Genomic DNA, 19,982 nt, shown 5'->3' with positions numbered 1-19,982 from the left:
GCAACCGGCCGATGGCCACCGCCCGCCGGCCCGCGGTGAACCGCGGCTCAAGACCGGCGCCCCGCCCGCCGGAGGGCACTCCGCCCCCGGCGGAGCTGGCCCGGCGGGCCAGGGCGGGGCTCACCGGGGCCGTGGCGGTCGCCCACTGGGCCGCGGCCGAGCACGGCGCTCCCGGCGCACTGTCCGACGAGGCCGCCGCCCGCGCCGCCGCCGCGCTCGGGCTGAGCGAACCGGAGGTGCGCAGCGACTGGGACCGCGCCCGCCTCATCGGCCTCATCGAGCACCACGCGGGCACCACCCGCCCCGGCTGGCGGCTGCAGGCGTGGGACCGGGACGACAGCGCTGTGCTGCGCGGCTGGGTCGCGCTCCTCGACGCATGGTCCCTGGCCTGCCCCGCCCCGGCGGCGGCCGAGCCGACGGCGGTCGCGGAGGTCGTCGAGGCCGTACCGCAGTTGCTCTCGCTGCTGCAGCTCTCGGCCGGCCCCATGCAGATCTCCGCCCTGCTGGACATGCTCCGGCAGCGGGTCGCCGAGCTGCGCACCGAGCGGTGCGAGGTCCCCCAGGACGCCACGGAGCTCCGGGACGCCACGGAGCCGCAGGAGCCCGTGCAGGGCGCCCGGGGTGCCGGGAGCCCCGACGACGCCGAGGACACCGCCACGCTGGAGGGGCTGCTCGACTGGGTCCTGGACGCCCTCTCGTCCGTCGGGGCGCTCACCGTACGGGAGGAGCCGCAGGACGGGTCGGCGGGACCGGAGAGCGCCGGGAGCGCGGCCGACGACGCCAAGGACGCCAAGGGCGACAGCCGGGAGGCCGAGCTGTCCGCGCTCGGCAACTGGGCGGTGTGGGTCAAGCTGGAGCAGATCTGCGTCGCCGCCCAGAGCCCGGCCGGGAACATCGAGCAGCCCGCCCCCGACATGCTGCGCGGCTGTGCGGGCCTGACCCCGGGCCCCGCCCGCGCCGAGTACCGGGCCTGGCTGGCCGCCCGCCCCGTCGGCAGCGCCGTCACCGAGCTGATCGAGGCGGCGCGCGGCGACGACGCGCTGCTGCGCGGGCTCGCCTTCGAGGCGCTGCGCGTCGTCGGAGCGCCCGCCGAGCCCGCCGTACGGGCCGTCGTCGACGAATCGTGCCTGCGGCCGTACGCGCTTCTGTGGCTCGCCGAGCACGAGGGTGCCGACCCGGACGAGGCGCTGGACGCGCTGACCCGCGAGGAGGCCACCTGGCTGTGGGTGGACACCGCCGCGGCCATCTCCGATCACGGCGAGAGCCCGCTGCTCGTCCGCCACCTGGAGTCCGCCGTCCAGGGCACCGTGCCCGCGCTGCTGGAGGAGGTACGGGCCGTGGGGCATCCCCGTACCGTGCAGGTCCTGGTGGCGCTGGCCGCCGCCCACCCCGATCCGGCCCTGGCCAAGGCGGTGCGCCGGGCGGCCTTCCAGGTGCACACGGGCGGGGCTTGACAGGTTCACACGGGCCGGGCCCGAGGGGGAGCGGCCGCCGCGGGAGACCCGCGGGAGACCATGGGGGAGGCCGTAAGGTCGCGGCGAGGGCCGTAAGGCCGGGGGAAAACGACTTGCCCGCACCGCTAAACTAGCCGTATGGCAATTCTCCTCGTGCATTAGACGGCGTCGGCCGCTCCCCTCCGTCCCGTCCGCCGTCCACCCTGCCCAGGAGTAATTCCCGTGATCACCGCCTCCGGCGTCGAGCTGCGTGCCGGCGCTCGCGTCCTCATCGAGTCCGCTTCCTTCCGCATCGCCAAGGGCGACCGCATCGGCCTGGTCGGCCGCAACGGCGCGGGCAAGACCACGCTCACCAAGTGTCTGGCCGGTGAGGGCATCCCGACCGCCGGCACCATCACCCGCTCCGGTCAGGTCGGCTACCTCCCGCAGGACCCGCGCACCGGCGATCTCGACGTCCTCGCCCGCGACCGCATCCTCTCGGCCCGCGACCTCGACTCCGTGCTCCGCAAGATGCGCGAGAACGAGGACCGGATGGCCAACGGCAAGGGCGCCACCCGCGAGCGCGCGATGAAGAAGTACGAGCGCCTGGAGACCGAGTTCCTCACCAAGGGCGGCTACGCCGCCGAGGCGGAGGCCGCGACCTTCGCGGCCAGCCTCGGCCTGCCCGACCGGGTGCTCGGCCAGCCGCTCCATACGCTCTCCGGCGGTCAGCGGCGCCGGGTCGAGCTGGCCCGGATCCTCTTCTCGGATTCCGACATCATGCTGCTGGACGAGCCCACCAACCACCTCGACGCCGACTCGATCACCTGGCTGCGGGACTACCTCAAGACCTACAGCGGCGGCTTCATCGTGATCTCCCACGATGTCGACCTCGTCGAGACGGTCGTCAACAAGGTCTTCTACCTGGACGCCAACCGCTCGGTGATCGACATCTACAACATGGGCTGGAAGCTCTACCAGGCCCAGCGCGAGGCGGATGAGAAGCGCCGCAAGCGCGAGCGCGCCAACGCCGAGAAGAAGGCCGCGGCGCTCAACTCGCAGGCCGACAAGATGCGCGCCAAGGCGACCAAGACCGTGGCCGCGCAGAACATGGCCCGCCGCGCCGAGCGGCTGCTGGCCGGTCTGGACGACGTCCGGCAGAGCGACAAGGTCGCCAAGCTCCGCTTCCCCGACCCGGCCCCGTGCGGCAAGACCCCGCTGACCGCCGAGGGGCTGTCGAAGTCGTACGGCTCGCTGGAGATCTTCACCGATGTGGACCTGGCCGTCGACAAGGGGTCCCGGGTCGTCATCCTGGGGCTGAACGGCGCCGGTAAGACGACCCTGCTGCGGCTGCTGGCCGGGGTCGAGAAGCCCGACACCGGCGAGGTGACCCCCGGCCACGGGCTGAAGCTGGGCTACTACGCGCAGGAGCACGAGACGCTCGACCCGGACCGCACCGTCCTGGAGAACATGCGCTCCGCCGCCCCGGATCTGGACCTGGTCGACATCCGTAAGACGCTCGGGTCGTTCCTGTTCTCCGGCGACGACGTGGACAAGCCGGCCGGAGTGCTCTCCGGCGGTGAGAAGACCCGGCTCGCGCTGGCCACCCTGGTGGTCTCCTCGGCCAATGTGCTGCTCCTGGACGAGCCCACCAACAACCTCGACCCGGCCAGCCGCGAGGAGATCCTCGGCGCGCTGCGCACCTTCGCCGGTGCGGTGGTGCTGGTGACCCACGACGAGGGCGCCGTCGACGCGCTGCAGCCGGAGCGGATCATTCTGCTTCCGGACGGTGTCGAGGATCTGTGGGGCGAGGCCTACGCGGACCTCGTCGCGCTCGCCTGACGAGGGCCGATGGCGGCGCCGGGGCGGCGTTCCGGCTGCCGCCCCGAGAGTCCGGTTCCTCCGCTCCGACGCCCTTCTCATAGATCATTCGGCCTAGGCGTGATCCATCATCTGAGTGAGAGCGGCTGGTATCGCGGCGCGTCGTGGGCCACCGGCGCACGCGACGTGCCGTGCGCCGGTCCGGACCTCTGCGACGTTGCTCACGTATGCCCTGACCTGCCTCTTCGCCGATGAACACGAAAGAGTGTCAGGTTGAACAGCGCCGGAATCCTTGATTCCGAAGGCCGTCGCGCCGCGATCTCCCGCAATCCTTCATCCACAGACCTTGCCGAATGGGTGGCCAGGAAGCTCTGTAGGGGTGATCATGAGAGTCCAGAGCGCACTTCCCATGAGGAGGCACGGGTGGCCGAGACTCTGAAGAAGGGCAGCCGGGTGACCGGCGCCGCGCGCGAAAAGCTCGCGGCAGACCTGAAGAAGAAGTACGACTCCGGGGCGAGCATCCGGGCGCTGGCCGAGGAGACCGGCCGTTCCTATGGATTCGTTCACCGGATGCTCAGTGAGTCCGGAGTTTCCCTACGGGGACGCGGCGGCGCGACGCGAGGCAAGAAGGCCGCCACGGCCTGATCGCACGCGCTGTGCTCCGTCATCATCAGCAGTCATGGACAGGGGTGCCACCCGGCTGATCGTCGGTTCGGCCGGGTGGTTACTGTGCAGTCACTTGTACTGACCGCACTCGACCGGAGGCCCCTGTGACCCTGCTCGACAAGGACGGCGTTCAGCTCACCGTCGATGACACGGTCGCCACGGTGACCCTGACCAACCCGGCGAAGCGCAACGCCCAGTCGCCCGCCTTGTGGCGGGCGCTGGCCGAGGCGGGGAAGCTGGTGCCGGGCACCGTGCGCATCGTGGTGCTGCGCGCCGAGGGCAAGTCCTTCTCGGCGGGCCTGGACCGCCAGGCGTTCACGCCCGAGGGGTTCGACGGCGAGCCGTCGTTCCTCGAGCTGGGGCGCGGCTCAGACAGTGAACTGGACGCCGCCATTGCCGAGTACCAGGAGGCGTTCACCTGGTGGCGGCGGAACGACATCGTGTCGATCGCCGCCGTCCAGGGTCATGCCATCGGGGCCGGTTTCCAGCTCGCGCTCGCCTGTGATCTGCGGGTCTGCGCGGAGGACGCACAGTTCGCCATGCGCGAGACCAGCCTCGGGCTGGTGCCGGACCTCACCGGCACCCATCCGCTGGTCGGCCTCGTGGGATATGCCCGGGCGCTGGAGATCTGCGCGACCGGGCGCTTCGTCCATGCCGAGGAGGCCGTGCGGACCGGGCTCGCCAATCTCGTGGTGCCCGCCGCCGAGCTCGACGGCGCGGTCCAGGACCTGGCGGCGGCCCTTCTCGCCGCGCCCCGCGACGCCGTGATCGAGACCAAGGCGCTGCTGCGGGGGGCCGTGGACCGCACCTACGAGGACCAGCGCGTCGCCGAGCGCGCCGCCCAGGCCCGCCGGCTGCGCGACCTGGCGGGGCTGACGGACTAGACGGCCCCGTTACGGACCAAGTTGCGCTGGTGTGGACCGCTAGCGCCGCTTCCCGGTGGGGCCGCCCGCGCCGTCAGTAGCGCCCGCGCCGCCAACAGTGCCCGCGCCGCCAACAGTGCCCGCGCCGCCAACAGTGCCCGCGCCGTCACGGCATCGGCATCCGCGCCGTCATGGCGCTCGCGGCGGCTCCACCGTCGGCACCGCCTCCAGTACCAGCACGGCGAGGTCGTCGTCGATCGGCTCGGGGCTGAAGTCATACGTGGCGCGCCGCACCCGCTCCGCGACCGCCTTGGCCCCCAGCCCGACGCAGTTCCGCAGGATGTCCGAGAGGCCGTCGTCGTCATCGAGCTGACGGACGCCGTTGCGCCGCTCGGTCACCCCGTCGGTGACGCACAGCAGCGTCTCGCCGGGCGCCAGGTTCAGCGTGTCGGCGTGGAAGTCCGGGTTCTCGTCGATGCCGAGCAGCATCTGGGGGCTGGCGGCGGGCGCGACCGTACCGTCGGTGGTCAGCCGCAGCGGCAGCGGATGGCCGGCGCTCGCCAGGGTGCAGCGGGCGCTGCCCCCTTCCGGGTCGGGCTCCAGCTCCCCGTACAGCAGGCTCAGGAAGCGCGGCCGGGACTGTTCGCCGTCGATCTCGGCCGCCTCCGCGTCCTCCTCCACCAGCGCCTGGTTCAGCCGGTTGAGCACCGACTCGACACCATGGCCCTCACGGGCCAGCAGCCGGACCAGATGGCGGGCCAGCCCCGTGACCGACATCGCCTCCGGATCGCTGCCCTGGACGTCGCCCAGCAGGAAGCACCAGCGGCGGTCGCCCATGGGGAACAGGTCGTAGAAGTCGCCGCCGACGGTCTGTCCCTCGCCGTGCGGCTCGTAGACGATCGCCGAGTCCACCCCCGGGATGTGGGCGAGCGACATGGGTAGCTGCCGGCGCTGCAGTGCCCGGCTGATCGTCGCCTGCCGGGTGTACTGCCGGGCCGTGGCCACTGCCTGGGCCACCCGTCGCGCCACGTCCTCCGAGAGCCGCACCACGACCTCCGCCATCCGTGGCACGCCCGCCCGGCCGATGAGCAGAGCGCCATGGCTGCGGCCGTGTGCGATCAGCGGGAAGCACACCGCCGATCCGCCCTGGCTGTCCGCGATCCCGGGCCAGGGCCAGGAGGTGCCCGCCGAACCGAGCCCGGTGGGCGGCGGATGCCGCTCCAGCGACAGGCGGAGCGCGCCGATACGGTGCTCATCGCTGTGCCAGACGCGGGCGAGCTGCAGCCCGCCGCCCGGGGTGGTCAGCCAGACCGCGCACCAGTCGGCCAGCCGGGGCACCAGAAGCTGCCCGGCGAGGGCGGCGACCATGTTCTCGTCGAGTTGGCCGGTGAGCAGTTCGCTGGCCTCGGCGAGGAAGGACGGCCCGCCGCGGTCGACCCAATCGGCGGTCGGATCGCGCTGCTCGCGCGGCGTCACGGGGGCGAGGGTCTCGGCGAACCGCAGCTCACGCCCGAGCGCGCTGGTGGGGACGGCGTCGGACTCGGGCACCGCGCGCTCGGCGTCCAGCCGGAACCAGACCGCCTTACGGGTGCGGTGGTAGGTCACGCCCCAGGCTTCGGCGAGTGCCCCGATCAGTTGGAGTCCGCGGCCGCGGCCCCGGCGCTGGGTCTCGGGCCCTCCGTAGACGGTGCTGGCGGGGTGGAGGTCCGCCACCTCCACGACGATCCCCGGCCGTCTCGGCGGGTCGGCCGGGGCGGGCGTCTCGTCGGGCTGCCCCATGGTGTCGCCCTCGTCGGCGGTGGCGGCACCGGGCTGGAGCCGGCAGACCACCTCGACCCGGGTGCCCGCGTGCAGAACCGCGTTGGTGACCAGCTCGCTCACCAGCAGCACCGCGTCGTCGATCGACCGCTCGTCGAGGGCGACCGGCTCGAACGCCTCCGCGGCGCTCCGTCCCGTAAGTGCCGTACGGACGAAGGTGCGCGCTGCGCCGGGTGCGCGCACGCTTCCGGGCAGCGTTGTCCGTGAGACGGACTCACGCGCGAGAGGAAACAAAGCTCCCACGTGCGGCTCCAGGGCGATATGGGCGGTTTAGGCCATCTAGGTGCCATATTATGACAGACAGGGGGAATTGAATGATCTTTAAGGGACGACGCCATGGCACTCGACCCGATCACCACCGACACTTCCCCGGCGCGGCCCGCGGACAGTGCGGATTCCGCTGGGCCGTCCGGCCCGGCGTGCAATGCGGAGACCACGTCCGAGCTGCGTTCCCTGCTCGCGGCGATGAACGCACTGTGCGACGGTGACTTCACTGTCCGTGCGGACCCCTCGGCCGAGGGTGTGGTCGGCGAGATGGCCGGGGTCTTCAACCAGCTCGTGCTGCGCAACGCGCATCTGGCCGGGGAACTGCAGCGGGTGCGCCGAGAGGTGGTGCGCCAGGGCAGGCTGGACGAGCGGATCGCCGCGAGCCCCGGTCAGGGGGCCTGGACGACCAGCGTGGACGCGGCCAATCACCTGCTGGACGCCCTGGTCGGCCCGGTGTCCAACGCCACGCGGGTGCTCGACGCGATCGCGTCGGGCGACCTGACCCAGCGGGTGGATCTGCACGACGGCAACCGCCAGCTCCGCGGCGATCTGCGGCGGCTGGGGCGCGGAGTGAACCGCACGGTGGACCAGCTCTCGCTGTTCACCGGCGAGCTGACCCGGATCGCCCGCGAGGTCGGCACCGAGGGCCGGCTGGGCGGCCGGGCCAAGGTGCAGGGGCTCTCCGGCGACTGGCGCATGGTGACGGAGGCCGTCAACACCATGGCCTCCCGGCTGACCGCACAGGTCCGCGACATCGCCGAGGTGACCACCGGGGTCGCCCGCGGTGACCTCACCCGCCAGGTGACCGTCGAGGCCACCGGTGAGCTGCTGGAGCTCAAGCTCACCGTGAACACCATGGTCGACCAGCTCGGGGCGTTCGCCGACGAGGTGACGCGGGTGGCCCGCGAGGTGGGCACCGAGGGCGAGCTGGGCGGCCGGGCCGGAGTGCCGGGCGTCTCCGGGGTCTGGAAGGACCTTACGGACAACGTCAACTTCATGGCGTCCAACCTGACCTCGCAGGTCCGCAACATCGCCCAGGTGACCACGGCGGTCGCCAACGGCGATCTCTCGCAGAAGATCACCGTGGATGCGCGGGGCGAGATCCTGCAGCTCAAGTCGACGATCAACACCATGGTGGACCAGCTCTCCGCCTTCGCCGACGAGGTGACGCGGGTGGCCCGCGAGGTGGGCACCGAGGGTGAGCTGGGCGGCCGGGCCCAGGTCAGGGGCGTCTCCGGGGTCTGGAAGGACCTTACGGAGAACGTCAACTTCATGGCCGACAACCTGACCTCGCAGGTCCGCAACATCGCCCAGGTCGCCACCGCCGTGGCGGAGGGCGATCTGAGCAAGACGATCACGGTGGAGGCGAAGGGCGAGATCCTGGAGCTGAAGTCGACGATCAACACCATGGTGGACCGGCTGTCGTCCTTCGCCGACGAGGTGACCCGGGTGGCCCGCGAGGTGGGCACCGAGGGCAACCTCGGCGGCCAGGCCCAGGTCCGCGACGTGTCCGGGGTCTGGAAGGACCTTACGGAGAACGTCAACTCCATGGCCCTGAACCTGACCTCCCAGGTCCGCAACATCGCCCAGGTCACCACGGCGGTCGCCAACGGCGATCTCTCGAAGAAGATCACGGTCGATGCCCGGGGCGAGATCCTGGAGCTCAAGGAGACCGTGAACACCATGGTCCAGCAGTTGCGCTCGTTCGCCGACGAGGTCACCCGGGTGGCCCGCGACGTCGGCACCGAGGGCCAACTGGGCGGCCGGGCCGGAGTGCCGGGCGTCTCCGGGGTCTGGAAGGACCTTACGGACAACGTCAACTTCATGGCGTCCAACCTGACCTCGCAGGTCCGCAACATCGCCCAGGTCGCCACCGCCGTGGCCGAGGGCGATCTGAGCAAGAAGATCGACGTTGACGCGCGCGGCGAGATCCTCGAGCTGAAGACCACCATCAACACCATGGTCGACACGCTCTCCTCGTTCTCCGACGAGGTGACCCGGGTGGCCCGCGAGGTCGGCAGCGAGGGCCGCCTGGGCGGCCAGGCCCGGGTCGAGGGCGTCTACGGCACCTGGAAGCGGCTGACCACCGGCGTCAATGAGCTCGCCCTCAACCTCACCACCCAGGTGCGCGCGATCGCCGAGGTCGCCTCCGCCGTCGCCCAGGGTGATATGTCCGGGTCCATCTCGGTCGAGGCACAGGGCGAGGTCGCGGCGCTGAAGAACAACGTCAATCTGATGGTCGCCAACCTCCGCGAGACCACCCGCGCCAAGGACTGGCTGGAGTCCAACCTGGCCCGTATCGCGGCCCTGATGCAGGGCCACCGCGATTTGGTCGAGGTCGCCGATCTGATCCTGAGCGAGCTGACCCCGCTGGTCAACGCGCAGTTCGGGGCGTTCTTCCTGAGCGCGGCCGGTGCCAAGCCCGGTGAGGGACTCGAGCTCATCGCCGGATACGGCACCGATCAGGACGCGGTCGGCGGCGACGGCCAGACGCCGCGGACCGGACCCCCGGGCCGCGGGCTGGTCGCCCAGGCGGCGGTGGGGAAGAAGCGGATCCTCATCAACGACGTCCCGCCCGACTACCTCGCCATCAACTCCGGGCTCGGCTCCGCGCTCCCGGCCAGCGTGGTCATCCTGCCGATCCTCTACGAGGACCAGGTGCTCGGAGTGATCGAACTGGCCTCGTTCAGCCGGTTCAGCGAGGTCCACCTGGCCTTCGTCGACCAGTTCGTGAACACCATCGGCGTCTCGATCAACACCATCATCGCCAACGCCCGCACCGAGTCGCTGCTCTCCGAGTCCCAGCGGCTCACCACCGAGCTGCGCCAGCGCTCCAACGAGCTGCAGCGCTCCAACGCGGAGCTGGAGGAGAAGGCCGCGCTGCTGGCGACCGCCTCCCAGTACAAGTCCGAGTTCCTGGCCAATATGTCGCATGAGCTGCGCACCCCGCTGAACTCGCTGCTCATCCTGGCCCGGCTGCTCGCCGACAACCCCGAAGGGCGGCTGTCCGGCCAGGAGGTGCAGTTCGCCGCCACCATCCACCGCTCCGGTTCCGATCTGCTCCAGCTGATCAACGACATCCTGGATCTGTCGAAGATCGAGGCGGGCCGGATGGACGTCCGTCCGAAGAAGCTGCCGCTGGTCAAGATCCTGGACTATGTGAACGCCACGTTCCGGCCGCTGGCCGTCGACCGCCGGCTGTCGTTCGAGATCGCGGTGGGCGAGGACGTACCGCGCGAGATGTTCTCCGATGAGCAGCGGCTCCAGCAGATTCTGCGCAATCTGCTCTCCAACGCCCTGAAGTTCACCTCCTCGGGCGGGGTGACGCTGCGCGTCGAGCGCACCCCGGGAGCGGAGTTCGAGGAGGAGGCGCTGCGGTCCGCGGACGCCGTGATCGCCTTCGCCGTCACCGACACCGGTATCGGCATCCCGCCGGAGAAGCTGCCGGTGATCTTCGAGGCGTTCCAGCAGTCCGACGGCACGACCAGCCGCAAGTACGGCGGCACCGGCCTCGGCCTGTCCATCAGCCGGGAGATCGCCGGAATGCTCGGCGGCCGGATCGTGGCCGAGAGCGAACTGGGCGTCGGCTCCCGCTTCACCCTCTACGTCCCCGTGCACTACAGCGGCGTCGCCCCGGTCCCCGACCCCTCGGACCCCAGGGCCACCGGCTCCACCGTCCCGGCGGCGGCCCCCGCCCCGGACGAGACGCTGCCGGACACCACCGACCACGCCCCCAGCGGGGTCTTCGGCGAGGCGGAGGGCCTGGTCGCCGCCCGGGCCCTGAGCGGCGGGGCCGAGACCGGGGGCGGAGACGAGGCCAGGGACTACGACGACGGCTGGCCGGGGGCCACCCAGCTCAAGGAGTGGCAGCGCGGACGCTCCGGCCGGGTGCTGGACGGCCGCCGCATCCTGATCGTCGACGACGACATACGGAACGTCTTCGCGCTCACGCATGTGCTGGGGCGGGTCGGCATGACGGTGAAGTACGCGGAGAACGGCCGCGAGGGGCTGGAGGTACTTCATCGCAACCCCGACGTCTCGCTGGTCCTGATGGACGTGATGATGCCCGAGATGGATGGGTACGAGACGATCCGGGCCATCCGGAGCACACCCCGGCTCGCCGATATGCCGATCCTCGCCCTGACCGCGAAGGTCATGCCCGGCGACCGGGAGAAGGCCATCGACAGCGGCGCGAACGGCTATGTCCCCAAGCCCGTGGACGTCGACCGGCTGATGTCGGCGATCATCGAGCTGCTCGATCCGGTGGGGCAGGCGGGGAGCGGTGACGCTGCCGCGCCAGGTGGTGACGCTGCTGTGGATCGTGGTGACGCCGCCGCCTCCGGTGGTGACCCTGCTGTGGTTGGCGGTGACGCCGTCGCGTCTGGCGGTGACGCCTTCGACGATGCGTCGCTCGGTGTGCCGCGCGGTGTCGAGGACGGCCCTGGGGATGACGGTGAGGGCACCGGCCGGGACGGGAGCGTACCCGACGAGACCGGTCCGCCGAGGCCGAGGCAGGGGGAGTGATGACGACCGCATGCGAGAAGGCCGGAATCCTCATCGTCGACGACTTGGAAGAGAACCTGATCGCGCTGGAGGCCGTCCTCGGCCCGCTCGAACAGCAACTCGTCCGCGCCCGCTCCGGCGAGGAGGCGCTGAAGGCGATGCTGCGGCAGGACTTCGCCGTCGTTCTGCTCGATGTGCTGATGCCGGGTATGGACGGCTTCGAGACCGCCGCCAACATCAAGCGGCTCGACCAGACCAAGGACGTCCCGATCATCCTGCTGACCGGGACCGACGCCGACTCCGACTACGCCTACCGAGGCTATGCGATCGGCGCCGCGGACTTCCTCACCAAACCCTTCGACCCCTGGTTGCTGCGGACGAAGGTCAATGTGTTCCTGGAGATGCACCGCAAGAACTGCCGGCTCGAGGCGCGGACCGAGCAACTGGCCGATCGGGTCGCGGAGCTGGAGCGCACGGTCGAGGGGTTGCGGAAGTACACCGCCGAGAGTTGATCGGCGCGGGCTGACCGGTGGCCACGGTTGACCGGCCGGGTCCGGCCACGGCTGTGGTCAGGGGTCCACGGCGGTGACCAGGACGGCCACCGTGGGCGGCTGGTCTCCGGGGGCCGGGGCCGGGCCGGCCTGTGCCACCGCCGTTCGCACCGCCCGCGCCACATCCACGGCGCGGTGATCCGCCGCCACGGCCAGCTCGATCCGGATATGCGCGCCCTCGATCCGCACGGGCCGGGGCGATCCCAGCACCGACGCGAGCCGGGCGACGCCGGGGACGGATGCGGCGGCGTGGGCGGCGGCCGCGGCGGCGGGATCCGGGTCGGGGCGTTCGACCGGCGTCGGCCGTGGTGGTGGTTGGGGTCGGTGGGGTCGAGGGGCCGCCGGGGGCGGGGCCGGGAGTTCGGCCAGCACGTCCGTCACCCGTACGTCCACCGCCTCCACCAGAAGGCCCAGCCGGTCCGTCGCCGCGTCGAGGAGTACGTCGCGCAATCGGTCCGCCGTCACCGGAAGCGGTTCCTCCAGCGTCGCCCCGCACTCCGCCGCGATGCGCAGCGTTCCCGGCGGCAGCGCGCTCGGCGGGGGCGGTACCGCGGGCGTCGCGGTGGTGTCGGGGTCGGCGGGCGCGATCCGAAGCGCTCCCAGGTGCGCGTCGGGGATCTGGTCGGCGGCCCGCCGGAGCACCTCGCCCGCCGCGTGTTCGGTGATCCAGGAGCCGTCCTCCCGCCCGCCCAGGGGCAGCAGCCGTCCCAGCCGAAGCTGCTCCCTTACGGTCTGCGCGAGCCGGTCTGTGACCACCGTGTCACCCCTTGGCGCCGGACGGGACCGAGCCCTACTGGTCTCAGCCTGCCGTGTGCTCACAGCCTGCCGTATCGATCGCGCGAGTGCCGCATCTCCGAAGCGGTTCGGGGAAGGCCCCTTTAAGGTTGACAGTAGAGCGAGCGGAAACCTCTTCGACCGCTCTCCGCCTCGGAAGGGACGATCGGTGATGTCCGAGACCGCACCACGGAACCGACCCGAGAACCCCGCCACAGAGCCCGCCGCAGGCACCCCCAGGACCCTGGGCGCCAGGGGCGGCACCGCCCCGGCCGCCACCGACCGGCCACGGCGCGGCGGAGGCGACCCCGGCTCGCGGGGGCGCACCACCATCGCCGACGGCGTCGTCGAGAAGATCGCGGGTATGGCGGCCCGCGATGTGGTCGGCGTTCATGCCATGGGAGGCGGTCTCGCGCGAACCTTCGGAGTCGTACGGGACCGGGTGCCCGGCACCCGGTCGGTCGCCCGTGGGGTGAAGGCGGAGGTGGGAGAGGTACAGACGGCCCTCGACCTGGAGATCGTGGTGGACTACGGCGTCTCCATCGCCGATGTCGCACGGGCCGTGCGGGAGAACGTGATCGCGGCGGTCGAGCGGATGACCGGCCTCGAAGTGGTCGAGGTCAATATCGCGGTCAGCGATGTGAAGTTGCCGGACGAGGAAGAGGAATCGCCGGAGCCGCGGCTCCAGTAGGTCGGCAGGGTTCCGGTTGGCTCCAGCAGGGGAGCACACGATGAGCATGGCCGTGGTCGGGATGATCGCGGGGATGGCGCTGGCTTTCGCCGGTTACTTCGGTGGTTTCGGGGCCTTTCTGCTGGTGGCGGCGTTGGGCGCCGTCGGGTTTATCGTCGGCCGGTTCCTGGACGGTGATCTGGAACCGGGTGAATTCTTCCGTTCCCGTGGCCGTGATGACGGACGGCCACGGTGAACACTCTGACGACGACAGGCGCGATGACGACGGCAGGGACCGTGGCGGCAGTTGAGGCCATGGAGACAGTAAGGACGCGCCGTGGTCGAGCCGAGTGAGCGGGGCGCGACGCGGATCGCGGACCGGGTCGTCGCGAAGATCGCCTCGCAGGCGGCGCGAGAGGCGTTGCGGGCGGACGCGGCTGGCGCCGCGGATGTCATGGACGCGGCGGCCGCTGCTGATGTGGCGGATGTGGCGGATGTGGCGGACGTCGTGGATACCGCGGACGTCGGCCTTACCGATGCCGCCGCCGCGCGGCCGCACGCGGTTGCCGTGGTGCGCGGGGACGTCGCGCGCGTCCGGGTCGCCGTCGAGCTGGGCTATCCCTCGGACATCGGCGCGCACTGCGGTGCGGTGCGTCGTCAGGTGATCGAACGGGTAGGCGAGTTGACGGGCATGGAGGTGTCCGAGGTCGTGGTGACGGTCGAACGACTGCATGTGCCGCAGTGGGAGCACCCGGAGCGGAGGGTGCGTCGGGGGAGGGACAGGGTGCGATGAACGCGGACCAGAAGATGCGTCAGTCCACCTCGGCGTCGGCGTACGGCGGGAGGGCGGGCACGGGTGCCCGGGACGGCGATCCGCCCGTGCGTACGAGGCGCTTCTGGTCCGTGCGGCGGGTACCGGCCGGGATCGTCGCCCTGGTCATCGCCGCCATCAGCGGGCTGCTGCTGTACGACGTGGCGGCCGTGCGCTCGGGTCGGCCCGCCATGCGGTGGCGGGAATGGCTCGCCGATGAACTCGCCTCACGACCGCTGGACGACGCGTGGATCATGGGCGTGGCGGCGCTGTTGGCCGCGCTGGGAGTGTGGATGGTGGTCCTCGCGCTGGCGCCGGGGCTGCGTGGGCTGCTCCCGATGCGTCCGCCGGAGACGGGGATCGAGGCGGAGGCGGGGCCGGGGCCGGGGAAGGGTGTGGAGGCGGGCGCCGGGGACAGGGGGCAGGGGGCGGGGGCGGGGGCGCCGTACGGGCGGGGATCGACCGGACCTCGGCGGGTCTGGTGCTGCGGGACCGGGCGATGGAAGTGCCCGGTGTGCGGTCCGCCCGCGTGGACGTCGGCCGTCGGCGGGTCAGGGCCCGCGCGCTGGCCCACTTCCGTGACCTCGACGAGGTACGGGCGGATCTGGACGCCGCCCTCCACGAGGGCATCCGGCAACTGGGCCTGGCCCGGCGCCCCGCCCTGTCCGTCCGTGTCCGGCGCTCGGCCAAGTCGAAGGGGTGAGCGCGCCATGCTGAGGGTCGTCAACCGGGTGCTGCTGGGGGTCGTGGGTCTGGTGCTGGCCGGGGTGGGCGCGGTGGTACTGGCCGGGTGGCCGCCGTTCGACGGGCGGGGTGATGTGCTGCTGAGCCGGGCGGACCGGACGCGGTGGCGGGACGCCGGATGGTGGTGGCCGGCCGTCATCGCGGCACTGGCGGTGCTGTTCGTGCTCGCGCTGTGCTGGTTCCTGGCCCAACTGCGGCGGCGCCGGTTGCAGGAGGTGCTGGTGGAGACGGGCGACGGCGAGGGCGCCCTGCTGAGGGGGCGGGCCCTGGAGGCGGCGCTCCTGGCGGACGCGGAGTCGCTGGACGGCGTGGAGCGGGCCCACGTCCTGCTACGAGGCCGACGGACCACGCCGGAGGCGCGGATGGGTCTGGTGCTGGAGCCGCGCGCGGAACCGACGCTGACACTGGACGCGCTCCGGGCGGAGGCCCTGGAGCGCGCACGGAGCTCGGCGGGCCTGGACCAACTCCCGGCGGAGGTGCGCCTGAGGGTGGCCCGGCACGGGGCGGAGCGGGCGCGGTAGGTCTGCGGGTGCGGTGGTTGTTGCTGGGGTGCGCGGTGGGTCCGGGGGTGGGGTGCCGGGTGCGGGGCCTCCGGGGCGGGGCCCTGGACCGTATATTTACGGCGCCATTGGCCGGGGGCGTTGAGTGGGCCGGAGATCGGCGCCACAAATACACGTAAGCGTCCAGGACCCCACTCCTGCGACCCCGCCCCCTCGCGTCTCGTCGGCGTCCGCGTCCCGGTGGCACAGGCCGCCTGTCGGCCCGGCGTCCAGTCCAGGGGCCGGGTGCTGGGTGGGGGTGGGTGCGACCCCGGCCCCGCCCGCCGTCTCGCGGCTGCCCGCCGGTGGCACCGGGCGCCTGTCCGTCCCGCGTTCGGCCCGGGGCCGCTGGCGGGGGTGGGGGCGACCCCGCCCCCTCGCGTCTCGTCGGCGTCCGCGTCCTGGTGGCACGGGGCGCGTGTCGGCCCGGCGTCCAGTCCAGGGGTCGGGTGCTGGGTGGGGGTGGGTGTGACCCCGGCCCCGCCCGCCGTCTCGCGGCTGCCCGCCGGTGGCACCGGGCGCCTGTCCGTCCCGCGTTCGGCCCGGGGCCGCTGGTGGGGGTGGGAGCCGGCCCCGCCCCCTTCGCGTCTTGTCGGCGTCCGCGTCCTGGTGGCATGGGGCGTCTGTCCGTTTGGCGTTCGGCCCGGGGGTGGGGGCGGCTCCGCCCCCCTTCGCGTCTTGTCGGCGTCTGCGCCCTGGTGGCATGGGGCGTCTGCCTGTCTCGCGTTCAGCCTGGGGGTGGGAGGGACCCGCCCCCTCCCGCCTCGTCCCGGGGGCACGGGCGCCGCCTGTCTGTCCCGCGTTCGGCCGGGGGCCGTGAATTCAGCCCCTCCGGCGTTTGAGGAGCGGGGTCCGGGGCGGAGCCCCGGCGGGGTGAGGGGGCGGAGCCCCGTCCTTCGGGAAGGGGCGGGGTGGGGGACCTTCCGCCGGAGGCGCCCACGGTCCGCACTCGGCGGCTGGCCGGGTCCAGGTCTTGGGCGGAGCCCCACCCCGCGCGGGGGAGCCGCACATTGGTGTTGCGCGGAATGCCGCCGGACAGGCCCACCCGGGCCACCCCCAAGCCCCTCAGAAGTTGTGCAGGGCTCCGCCATCCACCGGCAGCATCAGCCCGGTGAGGTACGACGCCGCAGGCGAGAGCAGAAACGCGGCGGCCTTGCCGAATTCTTCGGGCGTCCCATACCGCCGCAGCGGAATCGCCGCCGCGTTCCGCTCCCGTGACGCCTCCGCGTCGCCGGAGAGGGCGTCGAGTTCGCGGACGCGGTCGGTGTCGATGCGGGCCGGGAGGAGGCCCACGACGCGGATGCCGCGGGGGCCGACCTCGAGGGAGAGGGACTTGGCGAAACCGGCGAGGCCGGGCCGCAGGCCGTTGGAGACGGTGAGGCCGGGGATCGGCTCGCGGACGGAGCCGGAGAGGACGAAGCCGATGACGCCGCCGGAGGGGAGCTGTTCGGCGGCCGTACGGGCGAAGCGGACGGCGCCGAGGAAGACGGAGTCGAAGGCGGCCTGCCACTGGGCGTCGGTGATGTCGGCCGTCAGCCCGGCCGGCGGGCCGCCGACGCTGATGAGGACGCCGTCGAAGCCGCCGAAGCGCTCGCGGGCGGTGGCGATGAGCCGGGCCGCGGTCTCGGGGTCGGCGTTGTCGGCGGCGACGCCGAGGGCGTTCGGGCCGAGGTCGGCGGCGACGGCGGCAGCCGTATCGGCGTCGCGGCCGGTGATGACGGCCTTCGCACCGTCGGCGATCAGCTCACGGGCGGCGGCGAGGCCCAGCCCGCGGGTGGCTCCGGTGACGATGTACACCCGGTCTTTGAGTCCAAGATCCATGGAGTCAGTCTGCCCTGGGCCGCTCCGCGAGGGTGAGGGCGGTCCCCACGAGGCCGATGTGGCTGAACGCCTGGGGGAAGTTGCCGAGCTGTCGGCCGGTCGCCGGATCGTACTCCTCGGCGAGCAGCCCGACGTCGTTGCGGAGCGCGAGGAGGCGTTCGAAGAGCGCGCGGGCGTCCTTGCGGCGGCCGGCCAGGTGGTGGGCGTCGGCGAGCCAGAAGGAGCAGGCGAGGAAGGCGCCCTCGGAGCCGGGGAGGCCGTCCATACCGTCGGCGGCGGTGTAGCGGCGGATCAGGCCGTCCTCGCTGAGCTCGCGGCGGACGGCGTCGATGGTGCCGATGACGCGGGGGTCGGTGGCGGGGAGGAAGCCGACGCGGGGGATGAGCAGGGTCGCGGCGTCCAGCTCGGGGGAGCCGTAGGACTGGGTGAAGGTGGACCGCTCGGGGTCGTAGCCCTTTTCGCAGACCTCGCGGTGGACGGCGTCGCGCATGGCGCGCCAGCGGTTCGCGTCGCCGCTCAGCTCGGGGGCGGCCGCCATGGCGCGGACGGCGCGGTCGGCGGCCACCCAGGCCATGACCTTGGAGTGGACGAAGTGGCGGCGGGGTCCGCGGACCTCCCACAGCCCCTCGTCGGGGTCGCGCCAGGCGGACTCCAGGAAGTCCATGAGCGCGGTCTGGATGTTCCAGGCGTGCGGTTCGGCGGGCAGTCCGGAGGCGCGGGCGAGGTGGAGGGTGTCGAGCACCTCGCCGTAGACGTCGAGCTGGCGCTGGTCGACCGCGCCGTTGCCGACCCGGACCGGGGCGGAGTGCTCGTACCCCTCCAGCCAGGGCAGCTCATGCTCAGGGAGCCGGCGCTCGCCCCCGAGGCCGTACATGATCTGCAGCTCGGCCGGGTCACCGGCGATCGCGCGCAGCAGCCAGTCGCGCCAGGCGGCGGCCTCCTCGTGGTAGCCCGCGCGGAGCAGGGCGTTCAGGGTGAGGGTGGAGTCGCGCAGCCAGCAGTAGCGGTAGTCCCAGTTGCGGACCCCGCCGAGCCGTTCGGGCAGCGAGGTGGTGGGGGCCGCGACGATGCCGCCGCTCGGGGCGTAGGTGAGCGCCTTGAGGGTGATCAGGGAGCGGATGACGGCGTCCCGGTACGGGCCCTCGTAGCGGCAGCGGGCGGCCCAGCCGCGCCAGTCCGCGAGGCTGGAGCGGAGGGAGTCGTACGGGTCGACGAGCCGGGGACGGGGCTCATGGGAGGGGTGCCAGGTGAGCACGAAGGCCACCCGGTCCCCGGTCGAGACGGTGAACTCGGAGCGGGTGCTGAAGTCCTTGCCGTAGGTGTGGACCTCGGGCTCCGAGCGCAGCCATACGGAGTCCGGTCCGGCGATCGCGATCCGGTGGCCGTCGGTGCGGCGCATCCAGGGGACGATCCGGCCGTAGTCGAAGCGCAGCCGGAGGACACCGAGCATCTCGACGCTGCCGGAGACGCCCTCGACGATGCGGACGACGTCGGGGGCGCGATCGCGCTGCGGCATGAAGTCGATGACCTTGACCGTGCCGGTCTCCGTCTCCCAGACCGACTCCAGGACGAGGGAGTCGTCGAGGTAGCCGCGGCGGGTGCAGGCGCCCGCGCCCTTGGGGGCGAGCCGCCAGTGGCCGTTGTCACGGCCGCCGAGGAGCGCGGCGAAGCAGGCCGCTGAGTCGAAGCGGGGCAGGCACAGCCAGTCGATCGAGCCATGGCGGCTGATCAGGGCCGCCGTCTGGTGGTCGCCGATGAGGGCGTAGTCGTCGATGTGCTGGACCATGTCCGGGCGCCTTCCCCCGGAAGGCGGATCCTAGGCCCGGACGGCGCTCAGTCCGCCGTGGCCGCGGCGGGGACCTTCTCCGGGGTGGCCGCCGCCTTCACGGCCTCGGCGGCGCGGTCCCGCCGCTCGCGGCGGGCCAGGACGACCCAGCCGATGGGCACACCGGCGGAGAACAGCCACCACTGGACGGCGTACGCCATGTGCGGGCCGATGTCGCTGTGGTTGGGCGCGGGGACCGGCTGGGGCTGCTTGTCGCCCTTGGGGGAGGACGAGGTGAGCTCGATATAGCCGCCGAGGACGGGCCGGGACAGCGCCTTTGCCTGCTGCTCGCTGTTGATCAGCGAGACCTGGCGGGGCGGCAGCCCCTGCTTGTCCTTGATGCCGCTGTTGCCGGTGGTCTCGTCGGCCTTCAGCCGACCGGTGACGGTGACCTTGCCGGAGGGGGCGGCGGGGACCTTGGGGAACGCGGTGAGGTCCGCACCGGCCGGGATCCAGCCCCGGTTGACCAGGACCGCGCGGTCGTCCGGGAGCAGCAGCGGGGTGAGGACGAAGTAGCCGATGGACTGCTCGTCGGAGCCGGTGCGCTGGCGGGCGACGACCTCATGGGCGGTGTCATAGGTGCCGGTGGCGGTCACCGTGCGCCAGGTGTCGTCGCGGGCGACCGTACGGCCGGGGGAGGTGAGCTTGTCGACGGCCACGGCAGGGGCGGCGAGGCTGTCCCCGATGAGCTGGTTCTGCGCGACCCGGTGCTCATGGCGGTGGAGCTGCCAGAAACCCAGCCTGATCATCGTCGGGATCAGTGCCAGGGCGATAAGTGTGAGGATCACCCACTGCCGGGTCAACAGGAAGCGGTACACGTCCTTGACCCTACTCGGCGTGGATTGTCCCTCGGCCGCTGGGGGCGGCCCAGGGACA

The 19,982-nt window shown here is 72.3% G+C and carries 17 protein-coding genes; 11 read left to right on the top strand and 6 right to left on the bottom strand.

The window, feature by feature from the left end; genetic code table 11:
- Nucleotides 1-11: 11 nt before the first annotated feature.
- The 4 genes from STRVI_RS32380 (at nt 12) to STRVI_RS32365 (ending at nt 4,804) form a co-directional block, all read left to right on the top strand.
- Nucleotides 12-1,454: a hypothetical protein gene (locus tag STRVI_RS32380; protein ID WP_014059786.1), complete on the top strand. Its 1,443-nt coding sequence runs from the start codon at nt 12-14 to the stop codon at nt 1,452-1,454.
- Nucleotides 1,455-1,676: 222 nt separating this feature from the next.
- On the top strand, nt 1,677-3,275 hold the full coding sequence (locus STRVI_RS32375) for an ABC-F family ATP-binding cassette domain-containing protein (protein ID WP_014059785.1): 1,599 nt from the start codon (nt 1,677-1,679) through the stop codon (nt 3,273-3,275).
- 402 nt (nt 3,276-3,677) lie between these two features.
- Complete coding sequence (locus STRVI_RS32370) at nt 3,678-3,899, top strand: helix-turn-helix domain-containing protein (protein ID WP_014059784.1); 222 nt, start codon at nt 3,678-3,680, stop codon at nt 3,897-3,899.
- A gap of 125 nt (nt 3,900-4,024) precedes the next feature.
- Nucleotides 4,025-4,804 (top strand): enoyl-CoA hydratase/isomerase family protein, encoded by a 780-nt coding sequence (locus STRVI_RS32365; RefSeq protein WP_014059783.1) that lies wholly within the window; start codon nt 4,025-4,027, stop codon nt 4,802-4,804.
- Between the two features lie 168 nt (nt 4,805-4,972).
- Here the strand turns inward: STRVI_RS32365 and STRVI_RS32360 are convergent, their stop codons facing one another.
- Nucleotides 4,973-6,844, bottom strand: coding sequence for a SpoIIE family protein phosphatase (locus tag STRVI_RS32360; protein ID WP_014059782.1), 1,872 nt, complete (start codon nt 6,842-6,844; stop codon nt 4,973-4,975).
- Nucleotides 6,845-6,937: 93 nt separating this feature from the next.
- Here STRVI_RS32360 and STRVI_RS32355 point away from each other — a divergent pair, with 93 nt between their 5' ends.
- Together STRVI_RS32355 and STRVI_RS32350 are read left to right on the top strand one after the other, a co-directional pair.
- The gene (locus STRVI_RS32355; protein WP_014059781.1) at nt 6,938-11,392 is read left to right on the top strand and encodes a HAMP domain-containing protein; all 4,455 of its coding nucleotides are present in this window, start codon (nt 6,938-6,940) and stop codon (nt 11,390-11,392) included.
- Nucleotides 11,392-11,883 carry a response regulator gene (locus STRVI_RS32350; protein ID WP_014059780.1) on the top strand — a complete coding sequence of 164 codons (492 nt, stop codon included), beginning with the start codon at nt 11,392-11,394 and terminating at the stop codon, nt 11,881-11,883. Before STRVI_RS32355 ends, STRVI_RS32350 begins: the two co-directional genes overlap by 1 nt.
- 57 nt (nt 11,884-11,940) lie before the next feature.
- Here the strand turns inward: STRVI_RS32350 and STRVI_RS32345 are convergent, their stop codons facing one another.
- Nucleotides 11,941-12,678, bottom strand: a complete 738-nt coding sequence (locus STRVI_RS32345; RefSeq protein ID WP_014059779.1) for a hypothetical protein — start codon at nt 12,676-12,678, stop codon at nt 11,941-11,943.
- 190 nt (nt 12,679-12,868) lie between these two features.
- Between STRVI_RS32345 and STRVI_RS32340 the strand changes: the two genes are divergently transcribed.
- The 3 genes from STRVI_RS32340 (at nt 12,869) to STRVI_RS32330 (ending at nt 14,159) form a co-directional block, all read left to right on the top strand.
- A complete protein-coding gene (locus tag STRVI_RS32340) occupies nt 12,869-13,387 on the top strand; it encodes an Asp23/Gls24 family envelope stress response protein (protein WP_014059778.1) in 519 nt (172 codons plus the stop codon).
- 40 nt (nt 13,388-13,427) lie between these two features.
- Nucleotides 13,428-13,622: a hypothetical protein gene (locus STRVI_RS32335; protein ID WP_014059777.1), complete on the top strand. Its 195-nt coding sequence runs from the start codon at nt 13,428-13,430 to the stop codon at nt 13,620-13,622.
- 81 nt (nt 13,623-13,703) lie between these two features.
- The gene (locus STRVI_RS32330) at nt 13,704-14,159 is read left to right on the top strand and encodes a hypothetical protein (RefSeq protein WP_014059776.1); all 456 of its coding nucleotides are present in this window, start codon (nt 13,704-13,706) and stop codon (nt 14,157-14,159) included.
- Between the two features lie 19 nt (nt 14,160-14,178).
- Here STRVI_RS32330 and STRVI_RS53805 read toward each other — a convergent pair whose 3' ends face one another.
- The gene (locus STRVI_RS53805) at nt 14,179-14,370 is read right to left on the bottom strand and encodes a hypothetical protein (protein ID WP_050993807.1); all 192 of its coding nucleotides are present in this window, start codon (nt 14,368-14,370) and stop codon (nt 14,179-14,181) included.
- Between the two features lie 306 nt (nt 14,371-14,676).
- Here STRVI_RS53805 and STRVI_RS56190 point away from each other — a divergent pair, with 306 nt between their 5' ends.
- Both STRVI_RS56190 and amaP read left to right on the top strand, forming a co-directional pair.
- Nucleotides 14,677-14,880 carry a DUF6286 domain-containing protein gene (locus STRVI_RS56190; RefSeq protein ID WP_353477059.1) on the top strand — a complete coding sequence of 68 codons (204 nt, stop codon included), beginning with the start codon at nt 14,677-14,679 and terminating at the stop codon, nt 14,878-14,880.
- 7 nt (nt 14,881-14,887) lie between these two features.
- Nucleotides 14,888-15,442, top strand: a complete 555-nt coding sequence (gene amaP / locus STRVI_RS32320) for an alkaline shock response membrane anchor protein AmaP (protein WP_043236895.1) — start codon at nt 14,888-14,890, stop codon at nt 15,440-15,442.
- A 1,083-nt stretch (nt 15,443-16,525) separates the two neighbouring features.
- On the opposite strand, the gene STRVI_RS32315 is transcribed toward amaP, so the two are convergent.
- From STRVI_RS32315 to STRVI_RS32305, 3 genes are read right to left on the bottom strand one after another with little or no spacing between them, the layout of a single operon-like run.
- Nucleotides 16,526-17,281, bottom strand: coding sequence for an SDR family oxidoreductase (locus STRVI_RS32315; RefSeq protein ID WP_014059774.1), 756 nt, complete (start codon nt 17,279-17,281; stop codon nt 16,526-16,528).
- A 4-nt stretch (nt 17,282-17,285) separates the two neighbouring features.
- Nucleotides 17,286-19,067: a glycoside hydrolase family 15 protein gene (locus STRVI_RS32310; RefSeq protein ID WP_014059773.1), complete on the bottom strand. Its 1,782-nt coding sequence runs from the start codon at nt 19,065-19,067 to the stop codon at nt 17,286-17,288.
- 47 nt (nt 19,068-19,114) lie between these two features.
- Nucleotides 19,115-19,924: an SURF1 family cytochrome oxidase biogenesis protein gene (locus STRVI_RS32305; protein WP_014059772.1), complete on the bottom strand. Its 810-nt coding sequence runs from the start codon at nt 19,922-19,924 to the stop codon at nt 19,115-19,117.
- Between the last annotated feature and the right edge of the window lie 58 nt (nt 19,925-19,982).

The sequence above is a fragment of the Streptomyces violaceusniger Tu 4113 genome, assembly GCF_000147815.2.
GTDB lineage: Bacteria > Actinomycetota > Actinomycetes > Streptomycetales > Streptomycetaceae > Streptomyces > Streptomyces violaceusniger_A.
This window is presented reverse-complemented; position numbering and strand designations above follow the sequence as displayed.

What these genes read in the sequence shown, in the direction of transcription:
- STRVI_RS32335 (WP_014059777.1), top strand. Translation starts at nt 13,428, where the DNA reads ATGAGCATGGCCGTGGTCGGGATGATCGCGGGGATGGCGCTGGCTTTC.
- amaP (WP_043236895.1), top strand. Translation starts at nt 14,888, where the DNA reads ATGCTGAGGGTCGTCAACCGGGTGCTGCTGGGGGTCGTGGGTCTGGTG.
- STRVI_RS32380 (WP_014059786.1), top strand. Translation starts at nt 12, where the DNA reads ATGGCCACCGCCCGCCGGCCCGCGGTGAACCGCGGCTCAAGACCGGCG.
- STRVI_RS56190 (WP_353477059.1), top strand. Translation starts at nt 14,677, where the DNA reads ATGGAAGTGCCCGGTGTGCGGTCCGCCCGCGTGGACGTCGGCCGTCGG.
- STRVI_RS32350 (WP_014059780.1), top strand. Translation starts at nt 11,392, where the DNA reads ATGACGACCGCATGCGAGAAGGCCGGAATCCTCATCGTCGACGACTTG.
- STRVI_RS32315 (WP_014059774.1), bottom strand. Translation starts at nt 17,281, where the DNA reads ATGGATCTTGGACTCAAAGACCGGGTGTACATCGTCACCGGAGCCACC.
- STRVI_RS53805 (WP_050993807.1), bottom strand. Translation starts at nt 14,370, where the DNA reads ATGGCGGGCCGACCCGAGCGCACGGCCGCCACGTCGTACAGCAGCAGC.
- STRVI_RS32340 (WP_014059778.1), top strand. Translation starts at nt 12,869, where the DNA reads ATGTCCGAGACCGCACCACGGAACCGACCCGAGAACCCCGCCACAGAG.
- STRVI_RS32355 (WP_014059781.1), top strand. Translation starts at nt 6,938, where the DNA reads ATGGCACTCGACCCGATCACCACCGACACTTCCCCGGCGCGGCCCGCG.
- STRVI_RS32310 (WP_014059773.1), bottom strand. Translation starts at nt 19,067, where the DNA reads ATGGTCCAGCACATCGACGACTACGCCCTCATCGGCGACCACCAGACG.